The sequence below is a fragment of the Sorangium sp. So ce406 genome (assembly GCF_051474675.1).
GTDB classification, from domain to species: Bacteria; Myxococcota_A; Polyangia; order Polyangiales; family Polyangiaceae; genus Sorangium; species Sorangium cellulosum_G.
On sequence record NZ_CP150340.1, the window covers coordinates 4437692 to 4455226 of the forward strand.

Annotated in this window: 5 protein-coding genes; 1 reads left to right on the top strand and 4 read right to left on the bottom strand. The window is 71.9% G+C overall.

Features of this window, described 5'->3' with window-relative positions; all coding sequences use genetic code 11:
* Nucleotides 1–17: 17 nt before the first annotated feature.
* The 4 genes from WME96_RS16210 to WME96_RS16225 all read right to left on the bottom strand — a co-directional run bounded on the left by WME96_RS16210 (nucleotide 18) and on the right by WME96_RS16225 (nucleotide 15974).
* Entirely contained in the window at nucleotides 18–5432 is a 5415-nt protein-coding gene (locus tag WME96_RS16210; RefSeq protein WP_437291014.1) for an SDR family NAD(P)-dependent oxidoreductase, read from the bottom strand.
* A 3-nt stretch (nucleotides 5433–5435) separates the two neighbouring features.
* Nucleotides 5436–12122 (bottom strand): amino acid adenylation domain-containing protein, encoded by a 6687-nt coding sequence (locus tag WME96_RS16215; RefSeq protein WP_437291015.1) that lies wholly within the window; start codon nucleotides 12120–12122, stop codon nucleotides 5436–5438.
* 667 nt (nucleotides 12123–12789) lie between these two features.
* Nucleotides 12790–14499 carry a hypothetical protein gene (locus WME96_RS16220; protein ID WP_437291016.1) on the bottom strand — a complete coding sequence of 570 codons (1710 nt, stop codon included), beginning with the start codon at nucleotides 14497–14499 and terminating at the stop codon, nucleotides 12790–12792.
* 137 nt (nucleotides 14500–14636) lie between these two features.
* Nucleotides 14637–15974, bottom strand: coding sequence for a DUF2403 domain-containing lipoprotein (locus WME96_RS16225; protein ID WP_437291017.1), 1338 nt, complete (start codon nucleotides 15972–15974; stop codon nucleotides 14637–14639).
* A gap of 273 nt (nucleotides 15975–16247) precedes the next feature.
* Between WME96_RS16225 and WME96_RS16230 the strand changes: the two genes are divergently transcribed.
* On the top strand, nucleotides 16248–17360 hold the full coding sequence (locus WME96_RS16230) for a hypothetical protein (protein WP_437291018.1): 1113 nt from the start codon (nucleotides 16248–16250) through the stop codon (nucleotides 17358–17360).
* The last annotated feature ends 175 nt before the right edge of the window (nucleotides 17361–17535 follow it).

Sequence of the window (17535 nt, forward strand, 5' to 3'; positions counted from 1 at the left end):
TCCGGTGCGTTCGTGGTTCAGGACGGATCGCCGGGCGCGGCGGCGTCTGTCATCGACTCGAGCATCGCGAGGCGCTCGGCGAGAGCGCTCGTGATCTTCTCGGCGAGCCCTGCGACGGTCGCCCCCTCGAACATGTCCTGTTTCGGCAGATCGACGTCGAACGCGTCCTTGACCCGCGAGAGGACCTGGATCGCCAGGAGCGAGTGGCCGCCGAGGCTGAAGAACTCGTCGTGGATGCCGATGGGCCGCCGGCCGAGCAGCTCCTCCCACTGCGAGCACAGCACGCGCTCTATCTCGTCGCGAGGCCGCTCGTCGTCGCCGAGGGGCCGCCGCGGACCTGCGGAGGGCTCGAGCCGGGCGCGGCGCTGCTGCTCGGCCAGGGCAGGGAAGTCGCGCGGCGAAACCACGATCTGCTCGGGCCCGGTGAGCGCGAGGATCTGCTCGATGGCCCTCATCCCGTCTTCCGGGGCGATGCCGCGCGACGTCCTCTGCGACGGCGCGGAGAGGGCGGCTCCGGCGCCGCCGTGGACGCGCTGGAGGACGAAGCGGGTCACGTCGGCGATGACCCGCTCGTGCTCGTCGAGCAGGGTCACGTCCGCGCAGAGCACACGGCCAGGCTCGGTCTCCTCCCGGCGCAGGCGAACATGGCTGAACAGCCTCGATGGAGTGGACGCGAGGCAAACCACGCGGCCATACCCCGCGGGGAGATAGACCCCTCGAGGATCGAGCAGGGCGGTGAGCGAGGTGGCGACGTCGAGCAGCGCTGGATGCAAGCCGTACACGGACAGGTCCGCCGCGAACTCCGGGCGAAGACGGATGTCGGCGAGGGCCTCGTCCTCCCCGACACGAAGAGATTCGATGCAGTCCCAGCGAGGCCCCCACCGCAGCAAGCGGCTCGCGTTGACGGCCTCGAAGAGCTGCCGGGCGGCTGCCGGGCGGCAGCGCCGCCGGATCGACCCGACCGGCGCGCGCTCGCGCGCCTCGCCGAGCGCAGGCGCCCAGTAGCCTGACGCGAGCCGCTCCCTGGCCCCGGTGGGGCCCGGAGCGAAGATCGAGAATTCGGTCCGCGTCCCGCTCCGCTCGCTCGCGAGACAGACGTCCTGCGGCGCCCCGTCCTCCACGCGGCAGGGCGCGTGGAAGCGGACCTCATGCAGCTCCACGGCGCCCATCCCCGAGAGCGTGGCCGCGGCCCGCGCCATCTCGAGCAGGGTCGTGCCGGAGACGAGCCCGGCGTGCTGCGTCCGGTGCTCCACGACAGGCCAGTCGCGCGCCAGGCTGAACCGCTTGTGGAACGCCCGCGGCCCGAGCGCCCCGCCCTCGACCCGGTCGATCAGCGGGTGTGGCCCCCGCAGGTTCGACCTCGGCCCGGGCGGCAACGGCCCCGGCCGGGTGACTCCGGCCCGCGCCGCCATGCCGATCTCCTCCCAGCCGTCCCACGCAATGGCGAAGCTCGGGTTGCCTGTCGTGCTCTGGTACGCCCCGGCGAAGGCGTCGAGGTACGCATTCGCGGCAGCGTAGTCCGCCTGGCCGATCGCCCCGAGATGGGAGAACGTCGACGAGAACAGCACCAGGAAGGGCTGCTCCTTCTCGTGCCCGAGCTCTTCGGCGAGGTTCCGTGTCCCCGTGGTCTTCGGCGACAGCACCTGGCAGAGCTCCTCGTTCGTCCGCGCCTCGATCGGGCCGGCGCCTGGAACCCCGGCGCCGTGGAAGACCCCGTCGATGCGCCCGAAACGGGCCCTCGCCTCGGCGAACGCGCGCGCCACGTCCCGCGGCTCGGCCACGTCCCCGGTGGCGACGACGATCTCTGTCCCCTGCGCCTCCATCCGCTCCAGCGCCTCGAGGATCTCGGCGGTCGCGGCCAGCGCGTCGTCGCGCTCCCGGTAGCTCGACCACTCCGATCGTGGCGGGAGCGGCGTTCTCCCCATCAGCACGAGCTTCGCCGACCAGGTGCGCGCGAGGTGCTCGGCGAGACGCAGCCCGATGCCACCGAAGGCGCCCGTGATCAGGTAGATGCCCCCTCGCCGCAAGCGGGACGCCTCCGCGGCCGGTGAAGGGGGAGGGACCGCCTGGAACGCCGGAACCCAGCGCTGCTGTGCGCGCAGGAGCACGAGGTCGTGCTCCGGCTCGCCCGCGAGCTCCCGGGAGACGGCCCGCGCCCACGACGCGCTCGTCTCCCCGTCGCGCGGCAGGATCACATCGACGACGCGACAGCGGACGCCGGCGAGCTCGTTGCCCAGGCTGCGGCAAAGGCCGATGAGCGCGGCGTGGTCCGGCGAAGGGGTCGCCTCGCCGGCGATCGCGTGGGCTCCCCGGGTCACGATCGAGAGCTCGATCCCGGCCCGCGGCGGCGCGGCGCCGAGGCTCCGCGCGACGGCGCACACGCTGAGCAAGCCCCGTCGCAGGGGCTCTTCAGCGCTCTTGCCCGGCCCCCCCAGCGCGCTCCACAGGTGGACGATGCGCCGCGGGAAGATGCCTTGTCCGTCGAGGGTCGAGAGCAGCGCCCGGAAATCCTCCTCGCTGTCCGGGCGCACGACGAACGCGGAGGTGCCCGACGCAGCGAACGCCGGCCCGGAGCGGGCCGTGATCACGCGAGCGCCCGAGTCGCGGAGGTGCGCTTCCAGCGCGCCCGCGCTCTCGCCTGCGTCGGTGAGGAGCAGCCACGGCGCCTCGTCCGCTGGCCGGGATACCGGGGCGGCTTCGTGGAGACGGGACCAGCAGAGCCGGAACAGCCGCACACCGCCGGCGTCCTCTACGCCCTCGGGAGCCGCCGTTTCCGCCGTGCTCAGGGACGGCTCCGGCGGGCTGTCCTCGACCGCGTGGCGCGTCCGCTCGAAGGGGTAGGTAGGCAAGGGGACCCGGCGCGCCCGGGCGTCCGGGAACACCGCTTGCCAGCGCAGGTCGGCGCCGCGCGCCCACAGCTCGCCGGCCGCCTCGAGCAGCACGCGCCGGCCCTTCCCGGCGTCGCCAGGCCCGGGCAGCAGCGGAATGGCGGCGCTCTCCGCGTTGGCCCCGAGCTCCGCGCGCACGAGCGAGCACAACGTCGAGCCGGGCCCGACCTCCACGAAGAGATGCGGTCCCTCGCCCTCGAGCACCGCTTTCACGCCGTCTCCGAAGCGGACCGTGCGCCGCAGGTGGTCAGCCCAGTACTGGGCGCTTCGCGCCATCGCGCCCGTCATCCACCCGCCGGTGACGTTGGAGAGGACGGGTATCCGGGGTTCGCCCAGCGTGATCCCCGCCATGGCCCTGCGGAACTCGTCCAGGATCGGCTCGGTCGCGGCGGAGTGGAAGGCGTGGGAGGTCTGGAGCCGGCGTCCCTTGATCCCGCGCGCGGCGAGCTGCGCCTCGTACCTCGCGACGGCCGCCTCGGCGCCGGAGACGACGCACAGCTCGGGCGCGTTCACCGCGGCGAGCGACAGCTCCGCCGGCAGGCTCTCGAGCACCGCCCCCTCGGACAGCGGCACCGCGAGCATCGCCCCGCGCGGCAGCGACTGCATCAACCTCGCGCGCACAGCGACCGCCCGGAGCCCATCCTCGAGCGAGAAGACCCCCGCGACGCAGGCCGCCACGAGCTCGCCGACGCTGTGCCCGAGGAGCGCCTCGGGGCGCACTCCCCACGACTCGAGCAGCCGCGCCGCGGCGTACTCGACGACGAACAACGCCGGCTGAGCGACCTCTGTCTCCCGGAGCTCGTCGGCCGAGCCGTCGAACAGCAGCGCTCGCAGGTCGCGGCCGAGGAGCGGCCGGAGCCGCTCGGCGCACTCGTCCACGGTCTCCCGGACGACGGCGTGCTCGTCGTACAGCGACCGGCCCATGCCGGGGTGCTGGCTCCCCTGTCCGGTGAACAGCATCACCACGCCGGGGGCGCCCCTCTGCGCCGCTCGCACCGGCCCGGGCTTGCGCAGCCGCGCGACGGCGTCGGGCAGCGAGGACGCGACGACGACATTGCGGTGCAAGAACCTCCGCCGCCCCTCGAGCAGCGTGAACGCCGCGTCGCGCAAGGAGATCTCCGGGTGCGCCTCGAGGTGCTCCGCGAGGCGCGATCGCATCTGCGCCAGGGCCGCCTCGCTCCGGGCCGACAGCGCCAGGATCTCGCTCTCTCCCGCGGGGGTCGGCTGGTAGCCCGGACCTTCCTGGAGGACCGCGTGCACGTTCGCCCCCCCGATGCCGAACGAGCTCACGCCGGCTCGCCGAGGGCCGTTGTTCCTCGGCCAGGCGCGGAGCTCCGTGTTCACGTGGAAAGGGGAGCTGTCGAGATCGATCTCCGCGTTGGGCCGCTGGTAGTGGAGCGTGGCCGGGATCTGCGCGTGCCGGAGCGCCAGCACCGTCTTGATGAGCCCGACGATGCCGGCCGCCGTGTTCGAGTGACCGACGTTCCCTTTCACCGATCCGAGCGCGCACCGGCGGAGCGGGGTGGGAGCGCGTCGGAAGGCCTGTTCCAGGGCGCGGAACTCGATGGGGTCGCCCAGCGATGTGCCGGTCCCGTGCGCCTCGACGTAGTCGATGGTGTCCGGCCGGACGCCGGCCACCTCGTGCGCCATCACGATCACCGAGGCCTGCCCGTCGATGCTCGGGGCGGTGTACCCGACCTTGGCGGCGCCGTCGTTGTTCGTCGCGGACCCGAGGACGATCGCGTGGATGAAGTCGCCCTGCTCGATCGCGTCCTCGAGCCGCTTGAGCACGACGACCCCCACCGCGTCGCCGAACACCGTGCCCGCGGCGTCGGCGTCGAAAGGACGGCAGTGGCCGTCGGGAGAGCATGGCCCGCCCTTCTCGTAGAAGTACCCGCGCCGCTCCGGGAACATCACCGACGCCGCGCCCGCGATCGCCATGTCGCACTCGACGGCGCGCAGGCTCTGGCATGCCTGGTGGACCGCCGCGAGCCCGGTCGAACAGGCCGTCTGGACGCTGATGCTCGGGCCCTTGAGGTTGAGCTTGTACGCGACGCGCGTCGTCAGATAGTCCTTGTCGCTCGCGATCAGGAGCTGCATCGCCTCGGAGGACTCGAACTTCTGGAGCAGCGCGCGGTGGTGCGCGAGGAGATACGAGTTCATCTTGGCGCCGGCGAAGACGCCGATCCAGCCAGGGTACCGCTCGGCGTCGTGGCCTGCGTCCTCGAGCGCCTCGTACGCGCACTCGAGGAACAGCCGCTGCTGCGGATCGATCCACTGCGCCTCCCGCGCGCTGTATCCGAAGAAGTCGGCGTCGAACCACTCCGGCCTGTCGAGGCAAGGTCGTGCCTTGATGTAGCCCGGATCCATCACCCGGGCGCGAGGGACCCCGGCGGCGAGCAGCTCCTCGTCCGTGAATCGGGTGATGGACTCCCTGCCATCGCGCAGGTTCCTCCAGAACGCCTCGGGATCATTCGCCTGCGGGAATCGCCCGCTCAGCCCGATGATCGCGATGGCGTCGCGCAGATCTCCGAGGTCCTGCATCGTTCAATCCTCCGGGGTGCCCTGGCGCGAGGCCTGCCCTGGCTCGAACGACGCGAGCGCGCGCCGCTCCAGACCTCGCTCGCGCTGCCGCTGGGCGCGCGCGGCGATGGCGTTGAACCGGCCGCTCTCCGCCGCGCCCGGCGCCGCCTCGCCCTCCGCGGCGACCTCTCCTTTCGCCGAGGGGGGTGCGTTCACCCCGAGGGTCCTCAGGTAGGCCGCCTGCTGGGACACCGTCGGATGCTCGAACAGGTGGATCAACGTCACATCCCTCCCGAAGCGCTCGCGGATGTGCCGCGCCATGCCCACGAGCAGGAGCGAGTCGCCCCCGAGGTCGAAGAAGTTGTCGTCGTGTCCGACCTGCCGTCGCTTGAGCACCTCGGCCCAGATACGGGCGATCGCGCTCTCCAGCCCATCTCCCGTGACGGCGGCGGCCCTCGCCTGATCCAGCGCCGCGCGCGGCGGCGTTCGCTCCGGGATCGAGCGCCGCGCCGGTGGCTCCAGGCCAGGGTGCTCGTCGGCTTCCCCCCTGGCCGGGAGCTCCTGTTCCTCGGCGCGCGCCGGCAGGGCCGCGCGCGGCGGCGCGTCCTCCAGGGCCGAGCGCCGCGCGCCCTCCGCCGGGCCAGGGAGCCTGTCGACGACCACCACCGTGACGGGCTGCTCCGTCCAGCGCTCCGCGACGAACGACGAGAGCGCTCGCGCGAGCCGATCGCGCAGCCGCTCCGGCCTCGGCAGGGCGGAGCCCTGCGACGACGCGGCGCGGCTCGCGGCATCGACCATGGCCCCCAGCGCCGCCGACTCGCGGGCCAGCGCCTCGACGGTGGTGTCCGAGGCCGAGATGGCCCCTCCGACGAGCCCGTGGAGGTATTCGTACCGCGGGCCGACCTGGAAGAGATGGGCGACCTGCGCGAAGTCGAACCCGCCCGTCTGACAGAGGCCGATCTGGTGGTCCGGCGCCGTCGACTCGAGCAGATGGGCGATGATGCCGGCCTCCATGAGGCACAGATCCCGCGCCCGGCTGCCGTACACCGGCTCGATGGCGCCGAGGTCCGCCACGAGATACACGCTGAAGGCCGAGCTGTCGAACGCCTGCCCGTTGGGGCCCCCGTGGACCGAGCGATCGATGTGCGCGCCGGGCTGGATGGTGACCAGCTGCTCGCGCTCGGGGTGGAAGTAGTATGTGCCGCCGGGGACCCGCTCGATCCGGTGCGGCTTCACGTACAGATACGCATGCACCGGATACAGGTTGCCCGCCGAGGAATAGAGCTGCTTGGCGAGCGGATAGCCCGGCAGCCTCACCGGAGACAGCTGTCGAAGGAAGCGCGCCAGGCATTCGAAGGCGATGGGCTCGCTCCGGAACTCGCGATAGCTGCGCCGCCGCGCGAGCGCCGAGAGCTCCTCGTCCGTGCGCGCGCGGGCGATCAGAGGGATGGCAGCCCCGGAGAGATCATCGCGCTGCGCCGGCTTGCTCAGCTTGAACTTCAGCCTCGCGATCGGATCCTGCAGCAAGGATAAGGTCGAGTCCGCCGCGCCCTCCCGGGTCGTCACGTACGCGACGAGCCCGGCTCGCTCGCCCGCCGCGCGCTCCACCCTCGCTGCCTCGACGCTCGGATGCTCGCGGAGCAGCGCCTCGAGTCCGGGCGCGAGCGCCGGAGCGGCCGCGATGCCCGCCGGAGGCTCGCCGAGCGGCCCTTCCACGCCGGGCTCGCGCCCCGGATCGTGAAGGGCGCTGCGATCGACCTTGCCGTTGCTGGTGAGGGGGAGGCGGGGCAGCTCCACGAAGGCGCTCGGCGCCATGTAGTCCGGGAGCTTCGCGGCGATGAACGCCCGCAGCACGGGGAGGTCGAGCGGCCTGCCCGGGGCCGGGACGACATGGGCGATCAACCGCTTTCCACCGCTCGCCGTGCTCCCCACCGAGACGGCGGCGCTCGCCACGTCGGGGTGCTGAAGCAGCGCGGCCTCGATCTCCTCCAGCTCGATCCTGTGCCCTTGAATCTTCACCTGGAAGTCTTCGCGTCCCAGGAACTCGATGTTCCCGTCCGGCAGACAGCGTCCCAGGTCGCCGGTCCAGTACAGTCGCTCGCCGGTCTCCGGGTGCGTCACGAAGCGCTCGCGCGTCCTCTCCTCGTCACGCCAGTAGCCGCGCGCGAGGCCCATGCCGCCGATGTAGAGCCGCCCGGACACCCCGTCGGGGCACGGCTCCATCGCCCGGTCGAGCACGTAGAACCGCTGGTTCGCGAGCGGCTTCCCGTAAGGGATGCTCCTCCAGCTCGGATCCACGTGGGTGATCGGATAGGCGATCGACCAGATCGACGCCTCCGTCGCCCCGCCGAGGCTCAGCACCGACGCGCCCGGGAACGTCTCACGGATGCGGTCGGGCAGGGTCACGGGGATCCAGTCCCCGCTGAGGAGCACGGCGCGCAGGGGCGCGCTCGAGCGGAGCGCGCGGTGCTCGACGAGCATCTGCATCAGCGCCGGGACGGTGTTCCACAGCGTCACGCCGTGCCGGGACATCAGCTCCTCCCAGTGGCCGGGATCGCGCAACCGGGCCGGATCGGGCAGCACCACGGCGCCCCCCGCCGCCCACAGGCCGAAGAGGTCGTAGACCGACAGATCGAAGGCGAGCGACGAGAGCGACAGGACGCGATCGGAGGCCTTCACGCCGAGGCGCGCGTTCACGTCCGCGATGGTGTTCACGGCGCCGAGGTGGTCGATCGCCACGCCCTTCGGCCTCCCTGTCGAGCCCGAGGTGAAGATGACGTAGGCCAGATCGTCGGGCCGCTGCACGGCCTCGAGGGGTGATCCGTCCTCTGGCAGTCCGCCCGGCGCGTCCAGGGGCACGACGGTCGTCCCCGCGGGCCACCGGGCCGGCTCCGCGAACCGCGCCTGGGTCAGGACGATCTGCGCCGCGCTCTGCTCCAGGATCCCCCAGATCCGCTCTCGGGGCCATGTCGGATCCACGGGCACGTAGGCAGCCCCGGACTTGAGGATGCCGAGCGTCCCGAGCGCCTGCGCCATGCCCTTCTCGCAGGCGATGGCGACGAGGGTGTTGGGGCGCGCGCCGCGGGCCCGCAAGGCTCGGCCGAGGGCGTTGCTCTGCCGGTCGAGCTCCCCGTAGGTGATGCTCCCCTCGGGCGCGATCACCGCGGGCGACTCGCCGCGCGCCGCCGCGCTCCGGAGGAACGCCGCGTGGAGCAGCTCGTCCGGCGCGGCCCGCTGCGTCCGGTTCACCTCGGCGCGCGCCGCCTGCTGCGAGACAGGGAGCGCGACCCTCGCCCGCTGGAACGCCTCGTCGCCGCGCGCCAGCCGCGCGAGCAGATCGAGATAGGACTCCATCATCGCTCCGACCATCCCCTCAGGGAAGAGCGCCTCGACGACATCCCAGGAGAGCGCGAGGTCCCCCTGGTCCTCGGTCACCTGATGATCGAGCCACACCTGCGGCGTCTGGGTGACCATGAAGACCTCCTCGCCGAGCCAGGAGAACAGCGACTGCGGCTCGGCCCCTCCCTGGCCGAGCAGGCTCGTGAACACCACGGGGACGCTCGGCGCGCGCAGCTGGCGGAGCGCCGGGATCGCCCCCGCGCGCCGGTGCTCGATCGCCCTCCAGATCTGGTCCTGGGTGGCGCGGGCCAGCTCGGAGACCCCCCTGTGGCGGCCCACGTCGAAGCCCAGGAGCACGATCGTGGTGAAGTCGCCGACGATCTCCGCGACGTCCTCGTGCAGCGGCGGCCGCTCGAACGACGTCAGCGTGAGCGAGAACTCCGGGCGGGCGCTCCACTTCCCGAGCACCTGGGCGAACGCCCCGAGGACGACGGCCGAAGGCGTGAGGCGGCTCGACTTCGCCCGGCTCTTCAGCGACTCCCACGCGGACCGGTCGAGACGCCCCTTGTGCCGCACGAACCGGGGGGGCGTGACGTCTCGAGGCCTCCTGGCGAGCGGCAGGTCGGGCGCGGGGGGAAGGCTCGCCACGCGCTCGCGCCAGTACGAGAGCGAGCGCTCGTGATCCGGTGTCTGTCGGTGGCGCTCCGCATCGACGATGCAGTCCCGGAAGGTCACGCCGAGCGGCGGGGGCTCGATCTCGGGTTGCTCGTAGAAGCGCTGCAGATCGCGCGAGACGATCCCGCAGCTCCAGGCGTCGAGCGCGAGGAGATCCAGGTTGATGTGCACGCGGGAGCGGCCGTCTGGAAGGAGCGACACGGCGACGTCGAACAGGGGCCATTCCGTGGGCACGAACACGCGATGGGAGAGCCGATGACGGATGTCATCGAGCGCCCGGCCGGCGTCGGCCGGCGCCATCGCGCGGAGGTCCCAGACCTTCGGCTCGAAGCGGGGTACCGTCCGCTGCGCGCGCTGCAGCCCGTCTTCGGTGAACACGGACCGGAGCATCCCGTGCCGCGCGATGACCCGGTTCCACGCTCGCGCGAAGCGCTCGAGATCCAGTCCATCGCACTCCCGCTCGAGGTAGCCGTGACAGCCGACGCCCCCGAGGTCGAAGGCGGGCTCGCGCCCGACCAGGTACGCCCGTTGAACGTCGGTCTGGGCAAAGGGCGCCTCCGGGTCGCCGTCGCCCGGGCCGACGGCGGGGGCCTCGCCCTCGCGGCCGCCCGACGGCGACGGCTCGGCGATCAGGCGCAGAAGCCCGGTCAACGTCATTCCGTCGATCAAGCTCACCGGCGAGATCTGCCTGCCGCTGAGCCCGGCGACGCGCTCCGCGAGCTGGACCGCCTTGATCGACTCGAGCCCGACCTCGACGAGCGGCACGTCCCAGCGCAGCTGCGCGGCGTCCACCTGAAGGATCTCTCCCACGAGCGCCCCGAGGCGCGCCGTACAGCCCGACTCGTCGGGCTGCGTGCAGGCCGCCGCGGAGGCCCCGTCCTGGGCGGGGCCCGGCGCTCCATCGCGCGCCGGCGCGCCGTGGAACACGCCGAGCGGCTCCAGCTCGCCGCGCAAGAAGGCCGCCTTGCACGCCCTTCGCTGCGCTTTCCCGCTCGTTGTCTTGGGGAGTCGGCGCGGGGGGAGGAGCACGACAGCGTGCACGGGCAGCCCGAACTGCTGCGCCACGGCGCGCCGGGCGGCGCGCGCGAGCGCCTCGAGATCGAGCCCGCGCTGCCCGCGCTTGATCTCCTGGCAGACGACGATCGCCTCCGGATCCTCGACAGGGAGGCTCACCCCGTCCTCGAGGCCCACGGAGAAGGCTGCTCCCCCGTCGGTGGCAAAGGCCTCGTGGGCGGAGCACACAGCGAGCTCGATGTCCTGCGGATAGTAGTTGCGTCCCCGGACGATGATGACGTCCTTGAGCCGTCCTGCGATGAACAGCTCCCCCTCATGCAAGAACCCGAGATCGCCGGTCCGCAGGAAGCGCAGGTCGCCTGCGCCGCGCAGCCGCGCGCCGAACGAGGCGCGGGTGGCCTCCGGGTTCTGCCAGTAGCCACTCACGACCGCGCTGCTCTCGACCCACACCTCGCCTACCTGCAGATCCGGGGCGGGCTCTGCGGTGGCTGGATCGACGATCGCGACGCGCGTGTCGGCCAGGGGTCGGCCGCAGCTCACGAGCTCCTGTGCGTCGGTGTCCGCGGCGGCGCAGGCGCGCACCCGCCCCTCTTGCAGCGCCGTGGAGCTCACCTTGAGGACGCGCGGCGGGCGCCTCGGCGAGACGCTGACCCCCAGCGTCGCCTCTGCCAGGCCATAGGAGGGTCGCAGCGCGTCGGGCCGGAATCCGCTCGGCGCAAAGGCCGCGAGGAAGCGCGCGAGGGTCCCCGCGCGGACGGGCTCGGCTCCGTTGATCACCGTCTTCCACGTTGACAGATCGAGCCGGGCGCGCTGCTCGGCGGTCGAGCTCGTCACGCAGAGATCGAAGGCGAAGTTCGGCGCCGCGCTGTGGTGGCCGCGGTGGCGCGACAGCGCCTCGAGCCAGCGCATGGGCCGGAAGATGAACGACGCCGGAGGCATGCTGTAGCACCTGCCGCCCACGAAGAGCGGCAGCATGATCCCGTGAATCAGCCCCAGATCGTGGAAGTGGGGCAGCCAGGTGACGAAGGTGTCGCCGCGCTCGATCCCGAACCCGTCGGCGAGCATGCGGCAGTTCTGCAGGACGTTGCGATGGCTGACCATCACGCCCTTGGGGCTGGAGGTCGAGCCGGAGGTGTACTGGAGGTACGCGACGTCATCGGGCGCGCCAGGCGCCCAGTCGCCGCGCCCGGCACCGGCGCCCGAGGAGCACTCTTCCACCGTGTGAATGGGCACCGTGTGAATGGGCACCGTGTGAATGGGCAGCGTGTGGAGGGGCGACCCGGAGCGCGAGGTCGACGCGCTCCTCTCCCGCGGCACGGGTCGCGCGGTGAGCGCGCACGCAGGAGCACAGTCGGCCGTGATGGCGTCGAACCGAGACTCCGCCTGATTCGGTCGCGGGAGCGAGGTGGGGATGGCCACCATGTCCGCCAGCAGGCAGCCGAAGAACGCCTCGATGAAATCGAGCCCGGGGCCGAACAGGAGGAGGACGCGGCTCCTCGGAGGGTAGTGTTTCCGGAGGAAGGCGGCGATCGTTCGAGCACGGGCGTGGAGCGCGGCGAACGAGAGCGCCGCCGTCTCCTCCTCGCCTTCGTGAAGATGAATGTACGCAGGTGCGTCGCCGAGCTCCTCCGCGCGGCGAGCGAGCAGCTCGGGCAGCGATGCCGTGGCGCTCCGAGATTCCAACACGTGATCCTGCGCGGAACTGGGCTCATGTCGAGCAAGAGTCATACCAGGTGTCACGAACAGTTCCTTTCGATGCAAGCAAGCAAGACCACCTGCGTGCGCACAGGCAATTCATCCATCGAAGCGATGCGTGCTGCCCGCAGCCCATCGGAGGCTTCGCGGCAGACTCAGGGGGCGTAAATGGTCGAGACGATCCCCGGATTCCGCGAGGCCGAGAGGATCATGGGATACGCGGAACGCTCAAGTCACGGGCGCAGGTCATGACACGGAGGAGAGGTCCTGTCTAGCCCGCCAATCGACGGATCCGGCCGTGCCCTGACGGTGCGTGAGCTATCCGTGTCGCAGCGATTTACGAGGCATACTCACCACGCGATCGCCTCGTGACGCGATGTTAAGTAGTGTTATTTAGTGTTGAGATGGACGCCGGGTCGTACGCCATCGAATCGCGAAGGACCACCACGCGATCGCCTCGTGACGCGATGTTAAGTAGTGTTATTTAGTGTTGAGATGGACACCGGGCCGTACGCCATCGAATCGCGCAGGAGCCCCGCGACGTGGATCCCCGACCGTGCGTGAGCGCGGCGCCACCCACGAGCGCCGCGTCTTCCTCCGGCGTCGGCCGGCGCGCCACGCGCTGCCGCGGGGCGCTTCCGGGCAGCCCTCACGGCTAGAGGCAGTACTCGTCGCTCTCGTTCTTGCAGTCGATCACGTCGTCGCAGACGCGCTCGAACGGAATCGGTTCCCCCTCGGCGCAGTAGAAGGCGTCCTGGCCCGGCGAGCAGTTGGCCTCGTCGGCGCCGTCGTCGCAGTCGCGGATTCCGTCGCAGAGCGCCTCGTTGCTCACGCCGCCCTGCTCGTTCTCGCAGGGCAGCAAGCTCGTGCGGTAGAGCCTCGACGCCTCGACTCCGGACCGCGGCGCCTCGCACGCGGCGCTGTCCACCGGGCAGCTCGGCAGGGCCTCGCCCGGTTCCTTCATGCAAGCTGCCCAGCACGCCGCGCGGGGCAGGTACAGGTCGTCAGCGACGCAATCGAGATACGTCTCGTCCGCGGGGAGCGCGTCGAGGCAGGCGACGCTCAGCGGCCCCTCCGCGGCAATGCAGCCGCTGATGTCGGCATCGATGCCGAATCCGCAGCGGCACATGGTCTCTGCGTAGGCGCGGACCGCATCGATGTGGCGATCCCGGGCGGCAGGCCGCGGCGCCGGCTCCGGAGCGGGGCACGCGCCGGCTCCCGGCCCCCGGCTCACGAGGTACGGTGCGGCCGTCGCCCCGGGATCGAGGTCGCCCCAGCACCACACGCTCCCGTCGTCGCGGACGGCGCAGGCGTGATGCCCGCCCACGGAGAGGTCGATCACGCCGTCGAGGCCGGCGACCGCCCCGCTCCCGAAGGCGCGATCGTCCGGCGTTCCGTTGCGCCCGTCGCCGAGCTGCCCGCCGTCCGACCAGCCGCGGCACCACACGCCGCCGTCCGCCTTGCGCGCGCAGGTGCTCGAGGCGCCGGCGCCGATCTCGACCACGTCGGTGCCCATCTCCAGGACGAGGCCCGGCGCTTCTTCCGAGGGCGGGCCGAGCCAGGGCGAGCACCAGACGAGCCCGCTCCGCTTGAGCACGCAGCGCTGCGAGGCGCCGAGCGCCGCGCCGGCTGCCGGAGAGTCCGCGCCGTCGCGCAGCGGCTCGGCGCCATCCCAGGCCGAGATGTCGACGATCGTCCCCTCCTCGACGAGCGCGGCCATGTGGTCGAAGCCGCCGATCAGCCCGAAGACAGGCTGCTCGTCCGAGACCGCCGCGAGCGTCGGACCCTGCCGGACGCCGGAGGCGTCCGTGCCCCAGCACGTGGCGTGCGTGAGCCCATCGACGACGCAGGTCTGCCGATCGGCGAGCGCCACGTCGATGTGCGCAACGGAGATGCCAGCCGCCTGGATCGCCACGGGCAGGTTCGAGCTCGCGTCCGACACGCCCGCGAGCTGCCCTGCCGCGTTGTCTCCCCAGCACCAGAGCTCGCCGCCGCTGGTGAGCGCGCACGTGTGCCTGCCGCCGGCGACCACCTTCACGGCGGCGGGGACGCGGACCTCCACGGGCTCGTCGCGCCGCTCGTAGCTGCCGTCCCCGAGCTGTCCGCGCGTGTTGTCGCCCCAGCACCACACGCTGCCCCCGGCGAACAGCGCGCACGCGTGCGCCGCGCCGCTCGTGACCGCGAGCGCGCACTGTCCTTCCGGGCCCGCGCCTGTCGCGCTCGAGCCGCCCCCGCCTCCGGACGCCGCGCCGTGCTGGTCCTCGGGGAGCGACACCTTCCCGCACGCCGCGAGGACCAGAGCGAGCGCGAGTGAACAGCGCCAGAGCCGCGGCTGCGCGCCGCCAGAGAGCCATTGACGAGCCATGAAGCCTCCCCTCGTGATAGAGGGCCGACGCTATCAAAGCGGCCGACGCGCCGTCCACGTCGACCCAGGATTCCGACAGCGAAATGGGCTGCGGCGCCGGCGTCCGTGTTCCATGGCGTTGTTCGTTTTCACCGGGCTCACTCGGGCAGGCGCATCGAGAGCATGGCGTCGATCGCGCCGCGCGAGAGCCTGCCCGGCAGATCGGGGAGCATCTCGGCGGCGGGGGAGGGGATCCTCTCGGGGTGGATGACCGCGACCTGGATCGTGCGCTGCGCCTCGTCGAGCAGGATCATGAAGTAGCGATCGCCGATGGGCCGGCGCCAGGTCGGGCAGCCGTCCGAGCGCCCGCCGGCCTCGATGACGGGCCCCTTCTCATAGGCCTTCTGCGCGCACGCATCCACGACCTCCACGTCACTGGCGAAATCGTCGCGATCGCAGCCGCTCCCGCAGACGCTGCCGCCGATGTGCCCCTCCTGGTACGAGCGGACACCGGTGCTCATGAACTCGCGGTTGCTGTATTCGTTGTTGTCCATCACGACCTCGAACACGTTGATCTCGCCGCAGCCGTCGCCGACGGTGCCCGTCTTCGAATAGCAGTTGCACAGCCCGTTCCACTTGCGGCCGCCGTCGCGAATGAGCTCGGACGCGACGAACGCGACCCACGGGCCGGGATGGCCCTGCCCATCGCCGCTGCATTTCTCGACGCCCGCGTCGTCGAACGTCATGGACGCGAGGAAGACAACGAGCTTCGAGCCTGCCCAGCCGAGGTGCATGACGCCCGGGTCGTCAGGACAGTAATAGTCCTTGCCGTCACCGCACGCGAAGGGCCTGTTTTGCATGAAGTACGTGACGCAGTCCGTCTTCGTGAGGTCGCCCGTGAAGTCGGCGGACGTTGTCTGCTCTTGCGTGACGAGCAGGTTGGAGCCCACGCCGCTCCTCGCGTCCCACGACGAGATCATCTGCCAGGCGGCCGGGTCGCTGCCGGGCTGGTAGACGGCGAGCTGCTTCACGCGGATGGCCTTCATGATGAGGGTCATCTCCTCGTCGAACGGAGCGAGCCTGTCGCTCGTCGTGGGGTGCTCCGTCATGCAGCAGTGCCCGCCCCAGGTGTCGTTGCCGTCCTTGTAGTCGCACGCCGCATCGCCGGGCTCGCGGTCGAGGCGACGGGGCCAAGAGCCGGGCGCGCCGATGTTCGTGAACGTCATCGTCCCGCCGCGCGTCGGCGTGCTCGGCTCGGGGACGTGGGGGCCGAGACCTCCGCCGGCGCCCGTCGTGCCGGTGGACGGGCTGCCGCCGGCGCCTGTCGAGGTGGTCGCGCTGGTGGAGGGGCTTGCGCCGGCGGCCGTCGTGGTGGTGGACGGGCCTTCGCTCGCCTGGCCTCCTGCGCCGCCGCCTCCTCCGAGGTCGCCTCCGCCGCCGCAGGCGCATGCGAGGAGGACGAGAGAAGCTTGCACGGACAGCAAGGTGCGCTTCATACCCGTGAGTGTTTCCGGAGCGCGCCCGTTCCGTGATGGAAAGCGGCGGGATCAGAGCCGATAGGTCATAGCCAGGTTCACAGGGGTGCAGCGAGGACCACATGGGCACCGCGCGGCGGCGTCCCAGGGCCACGCTGCCAGGCGCTGCACGGCATGAACGACGTTTCGGCCGGCCGCGTACGCCACCCACGACGGCCCATCTCGACAGGGGTGCGACCGGGCTCGGCCTCGGCGCCCGCCGGGCGCGGAATGCATCTTGAACCGCCCTGATCCATGAGCGACGAGGCTGCGTATCCTGGTGACGCAGCGGGGGCCGCCGCGCTCCCGCTGACCGAGGCGGCAAGCGAAGCAGGCGCGCGCGTGCGCCCGGTCGACGCATGGCTCGAGGCGCTCCTGTCCCGCGCGGTGCGCCGCTACAACAGGCGGCCTCGTCCCGCGATCATCGCGGCGTCCACCGGCGTGACGGAGCCGACCGACGCGCGCGCTGTCGTGCGGCGCGCCTGCATCCGCTCGGCGCTCGCGGGCGGCGCGACAGGGGCGCTCTCGACCGGCGCGGCCGCGGCCACGGCGGAAACGGAAGGGCTCGCCGGGCTCGTCGCGATCCCTGCCGCCGCGCTCGCGATGGGCGGCGAGACGATGCTCCGGCTGCTCCTGCACGTGCGGATGCTCTGCGAGCTCGCGGATCTCTTTGGCCTCCGGTTCGATCCGGACGAGCCGGCCGACGTGTGGGCGCTGTTCGCCCTCACGTTCGGTGTCGTGGAGCCCCCCCAGGACACGGACGATCCGGCGGGCGTGCTGGTGCGCTCGGCGCGCGAGCGCGGCTCGGATGTGGCCAAGCAGCTCGCGGCGCGCCTCGCCGGCGAGAGCGTGGCGCGCAACCTGGTGCCCGTGCTCTCGGTGGCCTCATCGTCGATCACGAGCTGGGTGGTCACCCGGAGCCTCGGGGATACCGCGCGCCGATACCTGCGTTACCGGCGCGCGCTCGACGGGGCGCTCTGCGACGAGGCGCTGCGCCCGCACGTCGAGCGATTGTTCGAAGGGCTCTGGTTCATCTTCACCGCCGACGGGCGACTCAAGCCGGAGGAGACCGCGCTCCTCGCCGCCGTGCTGCGGCAGCTCCCCGCCTCGGCGCGCGCTTGCCGGAACGAGCGGCTCGCCGACGACATCGCCTGGATCGAGCGCCTCCGCGGCGTGCCGGAGGGCGCGCGCGCCCCGCTGCTGCGCGCGCTCGAGATCGCGGCGGCCGTGGACAAGGTCGCGTCGCTGCGGGAGCGGAAGCTCCTCGCCCACGCCGCGGCGGCCCTCGGCCTCAAGGTCGACGAGGGCGGGCTCGATCGGATGATCCGCGAATTCGAGTCGATAGGCACCCTCGGCGTGGCCGCATAGCGCGGCGAGGCGTTCGCTATTCCCGTCTCAATGCAACAAGCCGGTCCCTGACACGATTGCGCTCCACCGTGACGAACGGGCGACTTGGATGCCTCGATCCGCTCATCGTCGCTCGCCTCGCCCGGCCGCTTCGTCATTGCCATTGCGGCGCAGCCGCCCGTACCATCGGGCCTTC

Bases quoted from the DNA above. Each gene is read 5' to 3' on its own strand.
- WME96_RS16210 (WP_437291014.1), bottom strand. From the start codon at position 5,432: ATGCAGGACCTCGGAGATCTGCGCGACGCCATCGCGATCATCGGGCTG.
- WME96_RS16220 (WP_437291016.1), bottom strand. From the start codon at position 14,499: ATGGCTCGTCAATGGCTCTCTGGCGGCGCGCAGCCGCGGCTCTGGCGC.
- WME96_RS16225 (WP_437291017.1), bottom strand. From the start codon at position 15,974: ATGAAGCGCACCTTGCTGTCCGTGCAAGCTTCTCTCGTCCTCCTCGCA.
- WME96_RS16230 (WP_437291018.1), top strand. From the start codon at position 16,248: ATGAGCGACGAGGCTGCGTATCCTGGTGACGCAGCGGGGGCCGCCGCG.